Here is a 15,714-nt window from a genome sequence, read left to right on the forward strand (position 1 = left end):
CCCTGCTCACCGTCGCCGACCTGACGGTGCGGACGGGTGACCGGACACTGCTCGACGGCGTCGGGTTCGCCCTGTCGGCGGGTGAGCGGCTGGGGCTGATCGGCGAGTCCGGGTCCGGGAAGTCGCTGACCGCACTGAGCGTGCTGGGGCTGCTGCCGGACGAACTGCACGCGAGCGGGTCGATCGTCGTCGACGGCGGGCCCGGGAACCTGGTGGGCGCGCCGGAACGGGTGTGGACGTCGCTGCGCGGCGACGACATCGCCATGGTGTTCCAGGAACCGATGACCGCGCTGAACCCGCTGATGCGGGTGGGCCGGCAGGTGGCCGAGATGATCGAGCTGCACCAGCCTGGCACCGACCGCGCCGGTCGGCGCGCCGCGACCCTCGACCTGCTGGCGTCGGTGAACCTGCCGGACCCGGCGCGGGTAGCCCGCTCCTACCCGCACGAGCTGTCCGGCGGGCAACGGCAGCGGGTGCTCATCGCGATCGCCATGGCGAACCGCCCCCGGGTGCTGATCTGCGACGAGCCGTCGACCGCGCTGGACGTGACGGTGCAGGCGCAGATCCTGGACCTGATCGACACCACGGTCCGCGACCACGACACCTCGCTGCTGCTGATCACCCACGACCTGGCCGTCGTCTCCCAGCTGTGCGAGCGGGTGCTGGTGATGCGCGACGGCCGGATCGTCGAGTCCGGCCCGGTGGCCGAGGTGTTCGCCGACCCGCAGCACCCGTACACGCGGTCGCTGCTCGACGCCTCGACGCTCGGTCCCGGCAGCTCCGCGGCGGGTGAGCACGCCGTCGCCCCGCCGCCGGAGTCCGGGCCGGCGCCGGTGTTCAACGAGCAGCCGCGGCCGCTGGTGTCGGTGCGCGGGCTCGGCCGCACCTACCGCGGTTCACGGTCCAGTCTGCTGCGTCCGCCGGAACCTGTTCACGCGCTGGCCGACGCGTCCTTCGACATCGGCCCCGGCCAGCGCTTCGGGGTGGTGGGAGAGTCCGGTTCCGGGAAGTCGACGTTGATCCGGCTGCTGTGCGCCCTGGACACCCCCACCACGGGTTCGATCCGGTTCGGCGGGCAGGAGGTCGCCGGCGCACCGGAACGGGACCTGCGCGGGTTCCGCCGCGACGTGTCCATCGTGTTCCAGGACCCGATGGGCTCGCTGGACCCACGGATGCGGGTGGGCGAGATCGTGGCCGAGCCGCTCACCGACCGGACCGGCGCCGCGGAGAAGGTGGCCGAGATGCTCATCGCGGTGGGCCTCGAACCCGACATGGCTCGCCGGCATCCGCACCAGTTCTCCGGCGGCCAGCGTCAGCGGATCTCGATTGCCCGCGCATTGATCACCAGCCCCAAGTTCCTGGTCGCGGACGAGCCGGTCAGTGCCCTGGACGTGTCGGTGCGGGCGCAGGTGCTCGACCTGCTGGCGCGGCTGGTCCGGGAGTACCAGCTGACCCTGCTGCTCGTCTCGCACGACCTGGCGGTGGTGCGGCACGTCTGCGAGGTGGTGGCGGTGATGAACCGGGGCCGGATCGTGGAGTGCGGGCCCACCGAGGACGTCTACGAGCGGCCGCGCGACCCGTACACCCGGACCCTGATCGGCAGCGCGCCGATCCTCGGCCGTCCGGCAGGCTGAGTGCGCGGGTGGCGGCCCGTACCCACTGTGAAACAATCACGACCCGTGAAGACCTTCGAATCGCTGTTCGCCGAGCTGTCCGACCGTGCCGCCACCCGCCCCGAGGGCTCCGGCACCGTGGCCGCGCTGGACGCGGGCGTCCATGCCCAGGGCAAGAAGGTGATCGAGGAGGCCGGCGAGGTGTGGATCGCCGCCGAGTACCAGAGCGACGAGGAACTGTCCGAGGAGATCTCGCAGCTGCTCTACTGGGTGCAGGTCCTGATGGTGGGGCGCGGGCTGAAGCTCGAGGACGTCTACCGACATCTGTGAGCCCCGCTCGCATTCCCGGTAGACCCCATTCGACCTTCCCGAAAGGAAGCACCATGCTGCGCGTCGCAGTCCCCAACAAAGGTTCGCTCTCCGAGTCCGCCGCCGAGATCCTCAGCGAGGCGGGCTACCGCCGCCGCACCGACTCGCGCGACCTTACCGTCCTCGACCCGTCGAACCAGGTCGAGTTCTTCTTCCTGCGCCCCAAGGACATTGCCATCTACGTCGGCTCCGGCGAGCTGGACCTGGGCATCACCGGCCGCGACCTCGCGCTGGACTCGGCGGCCCCGGTCGCCGAGCGCCTGTCGCTCGGCTTCGGCCGGTCCAGCTTCCGGTACGCCGCACCGGCGGGCAAGGAGTGGGCACCCGCGGACCTCGCCGGCCTGCGCATCGCCACCTCGTACCCGAACCTGGTCCGCGCGGACCTGGCCGCGCGCGGCATCGAGGCCACCGTGATCCGCCTCGACGGCGCCGTGGAGATCTCGATCCAGCTCGGTGTCGCGGACGCGATCGCCGACGTGGTCGGCTCCGGACGGACGCTGCGCCAGCACAACCTGGTGGCGTTCGGCGAGTCGCTGTGCGACTCCGAGGGCGTGCTGATCGAGCGGGAGGGGTCCGACCGCTCGGACAAGGCCCGCAACCAGCTGATCGCCCGCGTGCAGGGCGTGGTGTTCGCGCAGCAGTACCTGATGCTCGACTACGACTGCCCGCGCTCGCTCCTCGACGAGGCGCTGCGCGTCACCCCCGGTCTCGAGTCGCCGACCATCTCGCCGCTCGCGGACGAGGCGTGGGTGGCGATCCGGGCGCTGGTGCCGCGCAAGGTCAGCAACGACGTGATGGACCAGCTGGCCGACATCGGCGCCAAGGCGATCCTGGCGTCCGAGATCCGGGCCTGCCGCGCGTTCTGAGCCGACAGACGAACGGCCCCGACCACAAGGTCGGGGCGGGATCCGCGAGGTGCAGCCGTCCGATCGCGACGAGATCGAACTCCTGGGCCTCGAGTCTGCGGAGCAGCCCGTCGAGGTCGGCAGGCTCGGGCGTTCCCGCATCGCGCAGGGACTTGCTCAGGCCAACGCTGCCGACCGCCATGCTCGTGGCCCCGGTCAGCTTCTTCGCCCAGCCCGCAAGGGTCAGGTCGCTGCCCTCGAACGCGGGGAGGTCGAAACGCCGGATGCTGGCGTCCAGCACGTCGACTCCCGCCTCGACCAGGGCGCCGAGGATCACCGACAGCTCGTCGGGGGTGTTTGCGATGCGGGCACCGTAGTCCTGCTGCTTGTGTTGCGAGAACCGGTAGAAGATCGGCAGATCCGGGCCGATCTCGCGCCGGATCGCCCGGACCACCTCGACCGGGAAGTGGGTCCGTCGCTGCAGGTCGCCGCCCCAGTGATCGGCGCGCCGGTTGGTCGACTCCCACAGGAACGCATCCAGCAGGTAGCCATGCCCGGCGTGGATCGCGATGCCGTCGAAGCCGGTGTCGACGGCGTTGCGCGCCGATCGCACGTACGCGGCGACGACGTCTTCGATGTCGCGTTCGGTCATCGCCCGGGTGGGGGCGCTCGCCCGCTCGACGTAGCTGTCCGGGTAGACGGTGCGCCCCACCTGCCCCCAGAGCCCGGACGGGCGCATCGGGGCCAGTGCCGGATCCACCGTGCTCATCGCGCCCCACAGCGGGCCGACGTGCCACAGCTGCGGGACGATCCGGCCGCCCGCCCCGTGTACCGCCTCGACCACGTGCCGCCACCCCGCCAGCGGGGCTTCGCCGTGCAGTCGTGGCACCTTCGGGCTGTCGACGGCAGTGGGGTGGTCGATCGCCACTCCCTCGGTGATCACCAGGCCGGTGCCGCCCTCGGCGCGGCGCCGGTAGTAGGCGGCCACGTCCGGGCCGGGCACACCGTCGGGAGAATGCTCCCGGGTCATGGGGGACATGACGATCCGGTTGGGCAGCGCCAGCGAGCGGATCTGGAGCGGGGCGAAGAGCGGGTTCACAGCGCCTGCAGGTAGTCGAAGAATTCCGCGCTCGCGTCTTCACGCAGCCGAGTGAGCTTGCGGTAGCTGATCAGCCAGTGGCCGTTCACCTTTCGGTACTCCTCGTGGTAGTGCCCGTAGCCGTGGAGATGCTCCTCGTGGGTGCCGTTGGTCCACCAGAGCTTGTCCTCCATCGCCCAGATCCCGCGGGCGGTGGTGTCGGAGGTGAGCTCGATCTCCGGGGTGTGACCGTGGTGCACGGTCGTCACCACGGTCTCCCCGCCGAGCATGGTGCTGATCGCGCGAGTCAGGTTTTCCTTGCCCACGACGCGGTTCGAGCCGCCCTCGGCCTGCGGTTGCTTCTCGTCCGGCAGGCCGCCCCACGTCTCGGACACCACGTCGTCGGTGTGCAGCGTCGGGTAGATCTCCCACTGCTTGTTGTCCATGCATCGCAGCCGGGCCGCGAAGGTGCGCTTGATCTCCTCGATCGCCATGAGCTGCTCGGGGATCGTCAATGTGAGCTCGGATGTCATGGCCCAACGCTGTCAGCAGCCCGGTGCCCGGGCAATTTTCCGTTCCGATGAGCGGACTGACGCCAGGTCAGGCGGGGCGTCGGGTCGCTGAGGCCAGATCGAGGTACTGCGCGATGGCGGCGGCCGCCATCCGCACCGGCGCGGCATGTCGGTGGTCGAACCTGACCCGGTTCACCGGACCGCTGACCGACAGGCCGACCGCTGCGCCGTCCAGGGAGCCGACCCGCACACCGATGCAGCCGAACCCTGACGCGCAGGTTCCGAACGCAACACCCGACCGGCGTGCGCCACCGGGCTCCGGGCGGTGGCCGCCGATCACCGCGTCGGACTCGGGGGCGGCGGCGAGCAGCGCCTTGCCGATCGTCGACGACCGCGCGGGTATCCGGTCGCCGACTCGCGTGCGCAGGTCAGACCCGGCCCCGCCGCCGACCTTGTCGAGGTAGAGCACGTGCTTGCCGTCGAGGACACCGAGGTGCACGACATGGCCGGTGACGCAATGCAACTCCTGTAGCAGCGGCGGCACCACCCGATCGAACCGGTTCTGGTACAGCGACAGCGCACCGATTTCCGCGAGTGTGTCACCGAGTCCGTACTCCACACCCAAGCGCCGGAGCCAGCCCATTCGGACCAGATGTTCGAGCATTCGGTACGTGCTCGTCCGCGGTATTCCGGTGCGGCGGGACACGTCGGTGAGGCTGAGGCGCGGAGCGCTGCGGAAGCTGTCCAGCACCAGGGACAGGCGATCGAGCGTGGACGTGGGCAGACCACGCTCCGAACGTTCTCCGTCGTGCAATGCCTTCCCTCCTCCAGTGTCGCCCGCGTGGCGGAGTCGGCGCCGCCGGGCCGGCGAAGTCAGCACACCCGCGATCGTCGACCGATACCAGGGGCACGTCCCGGTGAGCGGGATCCGACGCCGACCGACCGGGCGTCGCCGAAGGCGGGTAGAAGGGTCGGTGACCTGCGCCGATTCCGCTCAACGGACACGCAAGTTGTTGCTGTGCCCGCGCCGTTGACAGCCTCTCCAGGCGGCGTGACCGCGATCACGTCGACGCCGGCTCTCGCGGTGCCGCGTGCTTTCGAATCAGACGAATCGGCCCGCGCCCGACACGCGCCGGGGCCACGACCAAAGGAGACACAGTGACCACTGTGGATATCGACGGAGCCGACGAGGTCCGCGTCATCGACCAGGGCACCCCGCCCGATCGTTTCGCGCGTGGGTGGCACTGCCTCGGCCTGGTCGAGCAGTTCCGGGACGGCAAGCCGCATTCGATCGAGGCGTTCGGCACCAAGCTCGTCGTGTTCGCCACCGCCGAGGGCGAGATCAAGATCCTCGACGCCTACTGCCGGCACATGGGCGGCGACCTGAGCCAGGGCGAGGTCAAGGGCGACTCCGTCGCCTGCCCGTTCCACGACTGGCGCTGGGGCGGCAACGGCAAGTGCACGGGCATCCCCTACGCCCGTCGCGTGCCCCCGATCGCCAAGACGCGCGCCTGGACGACCATGGAGCGCGACGAGCTGCTGTTCGTGTGGCACGACCCGGAGGGCAACCCGCCGCCTCCGGAGGTCACGATTCCCGTGATGCGGACCGACGACGCCGAGTGGACCGACTGGCAGTGGAAGTCGATCGTCATCGACACCAACTGCCGCGAGATCGTCGACAACGTCGTCGACATGGCGCACTTCTTCTACGTGCACTACTCGTTCCCCACCTACTTCAAGAACATCTTCGAGGGCCACGTCGCGATCCAGGAACAGGCCGGTGTGGGCCGCGACGACATCACCGAGTGGACCGATCCCGACGTCCCGAAGCTGGTCGGCCACGGCTCCATCGCGGCCTACCACGGGCCGTCGTTCATGATCGACGACCTCGTCTACCGCTACGACAAGTACGACGTCGAGTCCGTCCTGATCAACTGCCACTACCCGATCTCCCCGAACCAGTTCGTACTCATGTACGGCATCTCGGTGAAGAAGACCGAGCAGGTCCCGGCCGAGATCGCCGACCAGCTGGTCGACGCGATGATCGGCTACATCGGTGTCGGCTTCGAGCAGGACATCGAGATCTGGAAGAACAAGACCCGGATCGAGAACCCGCTGCTCACCACCGAGGACGGCCCGGTCTACCAGCTGCGCCGTTGGTACGAGCAGTTCTATGTCGACGTCGCGGACATCAGGCCGGAGATGGTGGACCGCTTCGAGTTCGAGCTCGACACCACCAGGCCGGTCGAGGTGTGGAAGCAGGAAGTCGCCGCCAACATCGCCCGGCGCGATGCCGCGACGATGTCGGTCTGATGCGGCACATCGATTGTGCGCGTTGCGGAGTCCTGGTCCTCGTGGAGAAGAACAGCTGGCAGCACACCAGCGTCCAGTGGAGCACCGCCCACCCCGACACCGTCTGCGACGAGTACCGGGACGACCCGACGTTGACGCTGCGCGGCGCTCGGGTGGGGCGCTGCCCCGCACTGCGTGAATCGATCGTCGCGGCCGCCGTGGACGGACGGATCCCCGTCCCCGACTGACAACCGACCCAAAGGAATCGAGACAACGATGATCGACAAAGACAAGTACGGCCCGTGGGCCGTCATCGCAGGCGGCTCGGAGGGCGTCGGTGCCGGGTTCGCCGAGGAACTGGCAGAGGCCGGACTGAACCTCGTGCTGCTCGCCCGCAAACCCGGCCCCCTCGAGGAGACCGCGGCCAAGGCGCGAGCCCACGGAGTCGAGGTGCGCACCCTCGCCGTCGACCTGCTGGCGGCGGATGCCGTCGAACGGATTCGGGAGACCACCGCGGATCTCGACGTGGGACTGCTGATCTTCAACGCCGGTGCCAACACCTACGGCCACGAGTTCGTCACCGGCGACCTCGACGCCTGCCGAAAGGTCCTCACGCTCAACATCGACCGCCAACTGGAGCTCTCCCAGGTCTTCGGCGCACCGATGCGCGAACGCGGCCGCGGCGGCATCATCCTGCTCGGCTCGCTGGCCGGTTTCGTCGGCGCCGAACACGTGAGCATCTACGCGGCGGCAAAGGCATTCAGCCGCGTCTTCGCCGAGGGACTCTGGCTCGAGATGGCCGAGCACGGCGTCGACGTTCTCGGGCTCGTCCTCGGCGTCACCCGGACGCCCGCCATGGAACGAGCCGGCCTCGATTTCGATCTGCCCGGCCTCAACGCATCGGACCCCTATGCGGTCGCGCGCGAGGGTCTCGACCACCTCAGCGACGGCCCGATCTGGGTCGCGGGCGGCAACTACGAGCTGGCCGCCGGCCGTGCCGGCTTCCCGCGCGCCGAGATCGTCAGGGCGGCCTCCGACGAGGCCCGCGCGATGATGGGGCGCCGATGACCGAGACGGATGGTCGGAACCCACCCGCACCAAGGCTTTCTCGAGCAAGGGTGCGGACACGTGATGAGCCCGGCGCACATCACTGTCGAGGGCGACACCGCCGTGGCGGTGTGTCACACCCAGTTGATCCTTCGTGAGAAGGAGGGGAGTGGCTACCGTGTCAGTAGGGTCACGGCCAATCGGTGGGAACTCGTCCGGACGCGGGACGGCTGGCGCGTCGTGACCCGGACGAGCCGAATGCTCGACGGACACGAGGATTCACGCGCGATCCTCGCGAGTGCGTTCGGCTCGGCGGACGGACTGCGGCAGCAGCACACCTGCTGACGACAGCTCCGCCCCCCGGCGACGGCGCGACGGCATGCGGTCGCGATGGACGATTGCGATCGCATGCCGCCCGTGTCGACGCACCCGCGGGCTAGCGGCCGCGGACCTGCAGGGTCTGGTTGATCCGGCCGACCGGGCCGGACTCGTCGTGCAGGACGCCCGCGCACATGCCGACCCCGTCCGGGCCGTAGGACGTCTCCGCGGCGATGCCGACCCACTCGCCCTCGGGAACCCGGAACAGGTGCACCGTCAGGTCGGTGTTGAGGAACGTCCACTCGGCCGGGTCGAGCTTGGTTCCGACCCCGTTCGCGACATCGGCCACCACGAACAGCTGCTGGACGGGGGAGAGTGGTTCGCCCTCCACGAGAACGGCATTCGGGCGCGCCCACATCTGCCCCGGGCCCTCACAGCCGATGTCGGTCAGCCACATCCACTCGAGGCTGGTGACGAACCCGGTGTCCCAGAACGGGCCCTCCAGTGCCGTCTCGTGTGCCTGCGACCGCGGGGCCAGTGCCGGGTCGCCGGCATGCGCGACGGCGGACGAGTCGGCGGTCTGCATGCGCCAGCCGGTGCCGCGGGCCACCGCGCGGGCGGTGCCGTCCGGGCCGGCGGCCCACAGTTCGGCGACCACGAGCTCGACCCGGCGGCCGGGCCGCTCCACCCAGGACCGCACCTCGATCTCGGCGATGGGGACCGGGCCCAGGATCTCCACGACCACCCGGGTCAGCCGGGTGTCCTCACGCGACTCGCACCGCTCGAGCGCCCGCACCAGCAGCGCCGACGGGGGTGCGCCGTGCTGCATGGCCGGCCCCCAGGTGCTCTCCGTCAGTGCGGTGCTGGCGAAGCGCTCGGTGCCGTCGGCGTCCCGTCCCAGCGGGATGTAATAGGCCTGGTCACTCAATTGTCGATCTCCTCGGAACTCTCGTCTTCAGAACTACCGGCGCCCGATGCGGTCGGACCCTCGGGCCAGCCGGGGTAGGGCGGCGGCGTGCCACCGAACGCGGGGCAACGGACCTTATGATCGCACCAGTCGCACAACCGCCCGGGATTCGGTGGGAAGTCCCCGGTCGCCCCGGCGGCGCGGATCGCCTGCCAGATCGCGGTCAGCGTGTTCTCGAAGCGGAGCAGCTCCTCCTCGTCGGGGGCGTAGGTGAGGATCTCCCGGTCCGCGAGGTACAGCAGTCGCAGTTGCGCGGGCACGATTCCGCGGGTGCGCAGCAGCACCAGCGCGTAGAACTTCATCTGGAACAGCGCCTTGGACTCGCTGGTCTCCCGCGGGGCACGTCCGGTCTTGTAGTCGACCACCCGGAGGTGGCCGTTCGGCGCGACGTCGATCCGGTCGACGAATCCTCGCAGCACGACGCCGTTGTCCAGCTCGGTCTCCACCCCCAGCTCGCAGGACTCGGGATCAAAGCGGGTGGGGTCCTCGAGCTGGTAGTAACCGTCCACCAGTGCCCGGGCCTCGGCGAGGAAGGCGTCGCGCTCCTCGGCCGGCACCGCCTCCGCGACCTCGGGGGACTCGGCGAGCACCCGCTCCCAGGCGGGGCCGAGCAGGGTGGCGGCGCGCTCGGGGACCCGCTCGTCCGCGGGCAGGCCGTAGAGCGCTTCCAGCGCGGCGTGCACGACGGTGCCGCGGATCTGTGCCTTGGACGGTGTCTCGGCGATCCGGTCGACCGCTCGGAACCGGTACAGCAGCGGGCACTGTTTGAAGTCGCCGGCGCGGGAGGGGGAGAGAGCAGGCCGGGAGCGGGCTTGAACGCCGTCGGCGGGGGAGACGGGGGGCGACGTCGCGGGTGTGCTCACACCTGGCAGGGTATGCGCAGGGTCCGACACCGCTGTCGGGGCCGGCGCGAGGGTCGCCGGGAGTACCTACGCTAGGAGCAGTTGACTGATGACAGTGCGCGATGCCAGGCCGAGTGGGCCGTTCCGGGTGGGCGACCGGGTCCAGCTGACGGACGCGAAGGGCCGGCATTACACGGTGGTGCTCACCGAGGGCAAGGAGTTCCACACCCACCGCGGTGGGATCGTGCACGACGCGCTGATCGGCGCCGACGAGGGCAGCGTCGTCACCTCCACCAACGGCACGCCGTACCTCGCACTGCGTCCGCTGTTGGTCGACTACGTGCTGTCGATGCCGCGCGGCGCGCAGGTGATCTACCCGAAGGACGCCGCGCAGATCGTGCACGAGGGCGACATCTTCCCCGGTGCCCGGGTGCTGGAGGCGGGTGCCGGTTCCGGCGCGCTGACCTGCTCGCTGCTGCGCGCGGTGGGGCCCGAGGGAACGGTGCTCTCCTACGAGGTGCGCGACGACCACGCCGAGCATGCCGTGCGCAACGTCGAGACCTTCTTCGGCGAACGACCGGAGAACTGGGAGCTGACCGTCGCCGACGTGGCGGACTTCGATCCCGAGACCGCGGGCGGACAGGTGGACCGGGTGATCCTGGACATGCTGGCGCCGTGGGACACGCTGCCGGCGATGGCGAAGGCGCTGGTGCCGGGCGGCGTGCTGATGGTCTACGTCGCCACCGTCACCCAGCTGTCGAAGGTGGTCGAGGCGCTGCGCGAGCAGGAGTGCTGGACCGAACCGCGGTCCTGGGAGTCGATCGTGCGCGGCTGGCACGTGGTGGGCCTCGCGGTGCGCCCCGAGCACCGGATGCAGGGGCACACCGCGTTCCTGGTGAGCGCGCGCAGGCTCGCCGAGGGCACCGTCACCCCCAAGCCGCAGCGCCGCGCGGGCAAGGGCAAGGCTCCCGCCTAGGGATTGTCTTCCGGCCTGCGTCAGCTGACGCAGGTCAGGCGGCCCATCGAGAAGATGGTGCAGGCGGCGGTGTCCGAGACGACCCACTTGCCGTCGACCTGGTCGAAGGTCAGGTCGGCGGGGGCACCGCCGTGCGGGCCGGTGATCGTGGCGGTGGCCTTGACGGTGTCGGCGTCGACCGGGGTGACAGCGGTGACCGCGGTGGTCAGCGGGTAGCCCCGCAGGACGCCGTTGAACTGCTCGAGCACCGGCGCCTGCTTCTCGCCCTTGACGATCAGCGCGGCCTTGTCCGCGGCCGGGACGGCGGGGTCGAAGAACGTCACCAGCGTCGCGTTCAGTGCCTCGGTGCTGGGCGCGTCCGCGGGCGCCTCGGTGGCGGCAGCGTCGGCGGTCGTCGTCGTGGCGGGCGCCTCGGTGGCGGTGGAGTCGTCGGAACTGCAGGAGGCGACGCCGACTGCGACGAGGGCGGCTGCGGCGGCGACGAGGGACTTGCGGATGATCACGAATGGGCCTTTCGCTTGCGACAAGACTGCGGGTAGATAGGTGAGGCTAACATGACCTAGAACCGGTTCTGCCTGACGGACATCTCACACTGTGTCGTGTCGCCGGTGTCGCTCCGCAGATTCGGCGCGGCGGCTGTAGCGTTGATAGATCGCAACTGGGAGGAGTCGCGCATGAGCGCATCAGAGAATCCGGACTCGTCGGCTGCCAGGGCGGAGCTGGAGGCCCTGCAACTCGAGGCGGCCCGGTTGCGTCGCCAGTTGGCACAGTCGCCCGAGCAGGTACGCGAACTCGAGGCTCGGGTGGACTCGCTCTCGATCCGCAACTCGAAGCTGATGGACACGCTCAAGGAAGCGCGTCAGCAGCTGATCGCGTTGCGAGAGGAGGTCGACCGGCTGGGCCAGCCGCCGAGTGGGTACGGCGTGCTGATCGGGGTGCACCCGGACCAGACCGTCGACGTGTTCACGTCCGGGCGCAAGATGAGGTTGACGTGCTCGCCGAACATCGAGCCGGAGTCGCTGCGGCCCGGCCAGACGGTGCGGCTCAACGAGGCGCTCACCGTGGTCGAGGTCGGCTCGTTCGAGCGGATCGGCGAGATCTGCAGTCTCCGAGAGGTGTTGGACGACGGCGAGCGTGCGCTCGTGATCGGGCACGCCGACGAGGAGCGGGTGGTCTGGCTCGCACACCCGCTGATCCTGGCGGCCTCGGACGTCACCGAGCACCCCGTCGACGAGGACATCGACTCCCCGACCCGCAAGCTGCGGCCCGGCGACTCGCTGCTGGTCGACACCAAGGCCGGGTACGCGTTCGAGCGGATCCCGAAGGCCGAGGTCGAGGACCTGGTGCTCGAGGAGGTGCCGGACGTCGACTACGGCGACATCGGCGGACTCGGCCGGCAGATCGAGCAGATCCGCGATGCAGTGGAACTGCCGTTCCTGCACAAGGACCTCTTCCACGAGTACGCGTTGCGGCCGCCGAAGGGTGTGCTGCTCTACGGCCCGCCCGGCTGCGGCAAGACGCTGATCGCCAAGGCGGTGGCCAACTCGCTGGCCAAGAAGATCGCCGAGGCCCGGGGGCAGGACGCGAAGGACGCGAAGTCCTACTTCCTCAACATCAAGGGCCCGGAACTGCTCAACAAGTTCGTCGGCGAGACCGAGCGGCACATCCGGATGATCTTCCAGCGGGCCCGGGAGAAGGCCTCCGAGGGCACCCCGGTGATCGTGTTCTTCGACGAGATGGACTCGATCTTCCGCACCCGCGGTTCCGGCGTCTCCTCGGACGTCGAGACCACCGTGGTCCCGCAGCTGCTCAGCGAGATCGACGGCGTCGAGGGCCTGGAGAACGTCATCGTGATCGGCGCGTCCAACCGCGAGGACATGATCGACCCGGCGATCCTGCGGCCCGGCCGCCTGGACGTGAAGATCAAGATCGAACGCCCCGACGCGGAGTCGGCGCAGGACATCTTCTCGAAGTACCTGACCGAGCACCTGCCGGTGAACGCCGACGACCTGGCGGAGTTCGGCGGCGACCGCAGCGCCTGCATCAAGACCATGATCGAGCGGGTCGTGGACCGGATGTACGCGGAGAGCGACGAGAACCGCTTCCTCGAGGTCACGTACGCGAACGGTGACAAGGAGGTGCTGTACTTCAAGGACTTCAACTCGGGCGCGATGATCCAGAACATCGTGGACCGGTCGAAGAAGTACGCCATCAAGTCCGTGCTGGACACCGGCACCCCGGGCCTGCGCGTGCAGCACCTGTTCGACTCGATCGTCGACGAGTTCTCCGAGAACGAGGACCTGCCGAACACGACGAATCCGGACGACTGGGCGCGGATCTCGGGCAAGAAGGGCGAGCGGATCGTCTACATCCGCACCTTGGTCACCGGCAAGAACGCCAGTGCCAGCCGCGCGATCGACACCGAGTCGAACACCGGCCAGTACCTGTAGGACCGTCAGGCAGCGGTGGCCCGGACCGTCGACCGGTCCGGGCCAACGGCCACGCCGGATCGGCGAGGTGCGCGCGCAGCTCCGCCTCGGTCCACCACCAGCCGTCGACGATCTCGCTCGCCTGGTGCACCACCGGCCCGTCCCAGCGCCCCTCGAAGGCGAAAAGGTGGCAGCGCAGCAGCTTTCCGTCCCACTCTCCGTCCCAGGAGACCCGGGCCAGGGGAGTGAGGTCGATGCCGTGCACCCCCAGTTCCTCGCCCAGTTCGCGGGCGGCGGCGTCGGCCGGCGTCTCGCCCGGGTCGACGACGCCGCCGGCGAGGCAGTCGTGCATGCCGCCGAACACGGCCTTGGCGGGGGAGCGGCGGTGCACGTAGATCCGCTGCCCGTCGAGGGACCGCAGCAGCACGCCGGAACTGGCGTGCCACAGTCCCTCCTCGTACACCCGCGACCGCGGGGCGGTGCCCGTCTCGTGTCCCTCGGCGTCGTAGACGGTGACGACCTCGTCCCCGACGGGTGCGGCATTGCCGGGCTGCTGATCCATGTCCTCATCGTGTCACGAGGCGTTAGGCTGACCGAGTGCCTCTCCCGAGGCGGCTGGCCCGCTTCAACAGGGCGGCGACCAATCGCGTAGTGCTACCGGTCGCCGGTCGGCTGCCGGGATTTGCGATCGTCCACCACCGGGGTCGCCGCAGCGGCCGTCCGTACCGGACCCCGGTGAACTGCTTCCGGTACGGCGACGGTTTCCGCTTCGGGATCACCTACGGGCGGGACAGCGACTGGGTACTCAACGTGCTGGCCGCGGGCCGAGTCGACATCACCACCCGCGGACACCTGCTGGCCCTGACCGACCCGCGACGGGAATGCGACCCCCAGGCGCGGTGGGCGCCCCGGCCGGTGCGCGTGGTGCTTCGGCGCCTCCACGCGGGCGACTACCTGCAGTGCCGTCTCGGCAGCGGAACGTGAGCGTTCTGATCAGGCGTTGACGTGCGCGCGCTCCGCCACATCGAAAGGCGTGGTCCGATGAGAATGCACAGTCGACAGATGAGCTTCGCCGGTGTGGCGCTGGGCCTGTGTGCCGCCGTCTTGGTTCCGCCGCCGGCGGCCCGCGCGTTCGCCGAGGACATCTGCTACACGGAGGACGGCGCCCCCGCCCACAACTGCGGCCCGCTGCCACCGGTGTGCCCGCTCGACGATCCGGATGCGCCGGTGTGCGGACTGCAGGCGTTCGCGGCGTACGGGTTCACGTTGCGTCGCCCGCTCGGCGGACGCAGCCTCGTGCACACGGACTCGACGTACGTCATCGCTCGCGACGTGGGCTTCTCCGAGCGCGACGCGTACTGGATCGCGGCATACGACGAGGCGACCGATCTGGGGGCGTTCGCCCCGCGCGACGTCGCCGGCCGGCTCGTCCCCGACGCGGATTCCCTGACCACCCAGGACATCAGCGGCCTGGTGCGCACCCACTTCGCCACCGGCGGTTTCCTCTTCCACTTCCTGCCGACGATGCGTGGGCCGTCGGATCCCCAGCCGGACGGGCTGAGTCCCGATGCCGACGATCCCGCACACGAGGTCATGCTCACGCACCTGCGCCGGTGGGCCATGGCCGGACCAGGAAGCGCCGCGCCGCTGTGCACCGGAGGCTTCACCAACCCCAGCGCGGCCGGCGACTACGCCACCGGCGCAACCTGTTACGGCGACGCTCAGCCCGCGCAGATCCACGGCGAGTACGCCGTCGAGACCCCGGTGGCCATCCCGTTCGACAACGAGACCGGCGAGCAGGTCATCTCCGGCGACGTGCGGTCCGGGCAGTTCGACTCCTGGATCGGCGACAACGCCTGGAACGCGCGGACCGGCATCTACCTGCATGCGCTCGGCGACCGCATCTCGCACCGGGCCTGCACCGACGCCGGCACGATCACGCCGCCGTCGCCGGATCGGCCGGAGTTTCGCATCGACCTGAACAAGCCCACCTGCGATCCGCCACGAGTACGAGACGGGTGTGGACTTCGCCGGGCTCGAGCCGGGGGACCGGACGACCGAGGCGATGCTGTCGATGGTCTACGACGAACTGGTCGCCTTCGCGCAGGCCCGCGGAACGCTCGACGAGCGCGCGACGCTCCCCGCGACCAAGACGGCACTCGTCTCCGACGGCTTGGTGCCGGCGTTGCAGATCAGGGAACCGGTCGAGCGGATGACCGCGGTGACCGAGGTCGGCTGCCGGGCAGGGGTGGGGCAGTTCCCGGGCACGCCGACCTGCCTTGCCTGACCGTTTCGGTGGTGTCGCGGCCAGTCGTCATCGCTCGCCATTCACCACAATAATGTCATAACGCAGCTTATCGGCGTTTGAGCCGAGGGCTCAGGCCGTCGACGAACGATCTAGAACACGCCCCGAGGGAGGGGGCGTC

At 69.7% G+C, this 15,714-nt stretch carries 17 protein-coding genes and 1 pseudogene; 11 read left to right on the plus strand and 7 right to left on the minus strand.

What is annotated here, in order from left to right:
* The first annotated feature begins 2 nt into the window (after positions 1–2).
* Genes AC1DWC_RS01640 through hisG form a run of 3 tightly spaced genes read left to right on the plus strand, consistent with a single transcriptional unit; the run spans position 3 to position 2,848 of the window.
* The gene (locus tag AC1DWC_RS01640; protein WP_477905801.1) at positions 3–1,634 is read left to right on the plus strand and encodes a dipeptide ABC transporter ATP-binding protein; all 1,632 of its coding nucleotides are present in this window, start codon (positions 3–5) and stop codon (positions 1,632–1,634) included.
* A 27-nt stretch (positions 1,635–1,661) separates the two neighbouring features.
* On the plus strand, positions 1,662–1,943 hold the full coding sequence (locus AC1DWC_RS01645; RefSeq protein ID WP_477840141.1) for a phosphoribosyl-ATP diphosphatase: 282 nt from the start codon (positions 1,662–1,664) through the stop codon (positions 1,941–1,943).
* Between the two features lie 53 nt (positions 1,944–1,996).
* On the plus strand, positions 1,997–2,848 hold the full coding sequence (hisG, locus tag AC1DWC_RS01650) for an ATP phosphoribosyltransferase (RefSeq protein WP_477840139.1): 852 nt from the start codon (positions 1,997–1,999) through the stop codon (positions 2,846–2,848).
* Here hisG and AC1DWC_RS01655 read toward each other — a convergent pair.
* The 3 genes from AC1DWC_RS01655 to AC1DWC_RS01665 form a co-directional block, all read right to left on the minus strand.
* A complete protein-coding gene (locus AC1DWC_RS01655; RefSeq protein ID WP_477905575.1) occupies positions 2,763–3,926 on the minus strand; it encodes an NADH:flavin oxidoreductase in 1,164 nt (387 codons plus the stop codon). The two genes, hisG and AC1DWC_RS01655, sit on opposite strands and share 86 nt — an antisense overlap.
* Positions 3,923–4,438: a nuclear transport factor 2 family protein gene (locus AC1DWC_RS01660; RefSeq protein WP_477840136.1), complete on the minus strand. Its 516-nt coding sequence runs from the start codon at positions 4,436–4,438 to the stop codon at positions 3,923–3,925. The genes AC1DWC_RS01655 and AC1DWC_RS01660 overlap by 4 nt, the downstream gene beginning before the upstream one ends.
* 67 nt (positions 4,439–4,505) lie before the next feature.
* Positions 4,506–5,231 (minus strand): IclR family transcriptional regulator, encoded by a 726-nt coding sequence (locus AC1DWC_RS01665; RefSeq protein WP_477905577.1) that lies wholly within the window; start codon positions 5,229–5,231, stop codon positions 4,506–4,508.
* Positions 5,232–5,575: 344 nt separating this feature from the next.
* Here AC1DWC_RS01665 and AC1DWC_RS01670 point away from each other — a divergent pair, with 344 nt between their 5' ends.
* Genes AC1DWC_RS01670 through AC1DWC_RS01685 form a run of 4 tightly spaced genes read left to right on the plus strand, consistent with a single transcriptional unit; the run spans position 5,576 to position 8,101 of the window.
* Positions 5,576–6,730 (plus strand): 3-ketosteroid-9-alpha-monooxygenase, oxygenase component, encoded by a 1,155-nt coding sequence (locus AC1DWC_RS01670; protein WP_477905579.1) that lies wholly within the window; start codon positions 5,576–5,578, stop codon positions 6,728–6,730.
* A gap of 41 nt (positions 6,731–6,771) precedes the next feature.
* Complete coding sequence (locus tag AC1DWC_RS01675; protein ID WP_477905581.1) at positions 6,772–6,957, plus strand: hypothetical protein; 186 nt, start codon at positions 6,772–6,774, stop codon at positions 6,955–6,957.
* A 28-nt stretch (positions 6,958–6,985) separates the two neighbouring features.
* Positions 6,986–7,777 (plus strand): SDR family NAD(P)-dependent oxidoreductase, encoded by a 792-nt coding sequence (locus tag AC1DWC_RS01680; RefSeq protein ID WP_477905583.1) that lies wholly within the window; start codon positions 6,986–6,988, stop codon positions 7,775–7,777.
* Positions 7,778–7,786: 9 nt separating this feature from the next.
* The gene (locus AC1DWC_RS01685; protein WP_477905585.1) at positions 7,787–8,101 is read left to right on the plus strand and encodes a nuclear transport factor 2 family protein; all 315 of its coding nucleotides are present in this window, start codon (positions 7,787–7,789) and stop codon (positions 8,099–8,101) included.
* A 91-nt stretch (positions 8,102–8,192) separates the two neighbouring features.
* Here AC1DWC_RS01685 and AC1DWC_RS01690 read toward each other — a convergent pair whose 3' ends face one another.
* Complete coding sequence (locus AC1DWC_RS01690) at positions 8,193–9,002, minus strand: thioesterase family protein (protein WP_477905587.1); 810 nt, start codon at positions 9,000–9,002, stop codon at positions 8,193–8,195.
* On the minus strand, positions 8,999–9,904 hold the full coding sequence (locus tag AC1DWC_RS01695; protein ID WP_477905589.1) for a RecB family exonuclease: 906 nt from the start codon (positions 9,902–9,904) through the stop codon (positions 8,999–9,001). Before AC1DWC_RS01695 ends, AC1DWC_RS01690 begins: the two co-directional genes overlap by 4 nt.
* 88 nt (positions 9,905–9,992) lie before the next feature.
* Between AC1DWC_RS01695 and AC1DWC_RS01700 the strand changes: the two genes are divergently transcribed.
* Positions 9,993–10,859, plus strand: a complete 867-nt coding sequence (locus AC1DWC_RS01700; protein WP_072844727.1) for a tRNA (adenine-N1)-methyltransferase — start codon at positions 9,993–9,995, stop codon at positions 10,857–10,859.
* A gap of 20 nt (positions 10,860–10,879) precedes the next feature.
* On the opposite strand, the gene AC1DWC_RS01705 is transcribed toward AC1DWC_RS01700, so the two are convergent.
* Entirely contained in the window at positions 10,880–11,362 is a 483-nt protein-coding gene (locus tag AC1DWC_RS01705) for a WKL family lipoprotein (protein ID WP_477905591.1), read from the minus strand.
* A 171-nt stretch (positions 11,363–11,533) separates the two neighbouring features.
* On the opposite strand from AC1DWC_RS01705, the gene arc reads away from it, so the two are divergent.
* Positions 11,534–13,309 (plus strand): proteasome ATPase, encoded by a 1,776-nt coding sequence (arc, locus tag AC1DWC_RS01710; RefSeq protein WP_477905593.1) that lies wholly within the window; start codon positions 11,534–11,536, stop codon positions 13,307–13,309.
* Here arc and AC1DWC_RS01715 read toward each other — a convergent pair.
* Entirely contained in the window at positions 13,242–13,850 is a 609-nt protein-coding gene (locus tag AC1DWC_RS01715) for an NUDIX hydrolase (RefSeq protein ID WP_477905595.1), read from the minus strand. The genes arc and AC1DWC_RS01715 overlap by 68 nt on opposite strands.
* 35 nt (positions 13,851–13,885) lie before the next feature.
* Between AC1DWC_RS01715 and AC1DWC_RS01720 the strand changes: the two genes are divergently transcribed.
* Positions 13,886–14,272: a nitroreductase family deazaflavin-dependent oxidoreductase gene (locus AC1DWC_RS01720; RefSeq protein ID WP_477905598.1), complete on the plus strand. Its 387-nt coding sequence runs from the start codon at positions 13,886–13,888 to the stop codon at positions 14,270–14,272.
* Between the two features lie 78 nt (positions 14,273–14,350).
* Positions 14,351–15,575, plus strand: a pseudogene (locus AC1DWC_RS01725) (hypothetical protein).
* The last annotated feature ends 139 nt before the right edge of the window (positions 15,576–15,714 follow it).

The sequence above is a fragment of the Rhodococcus sp. P4_C10 genome, assembly GCF_056402135.1.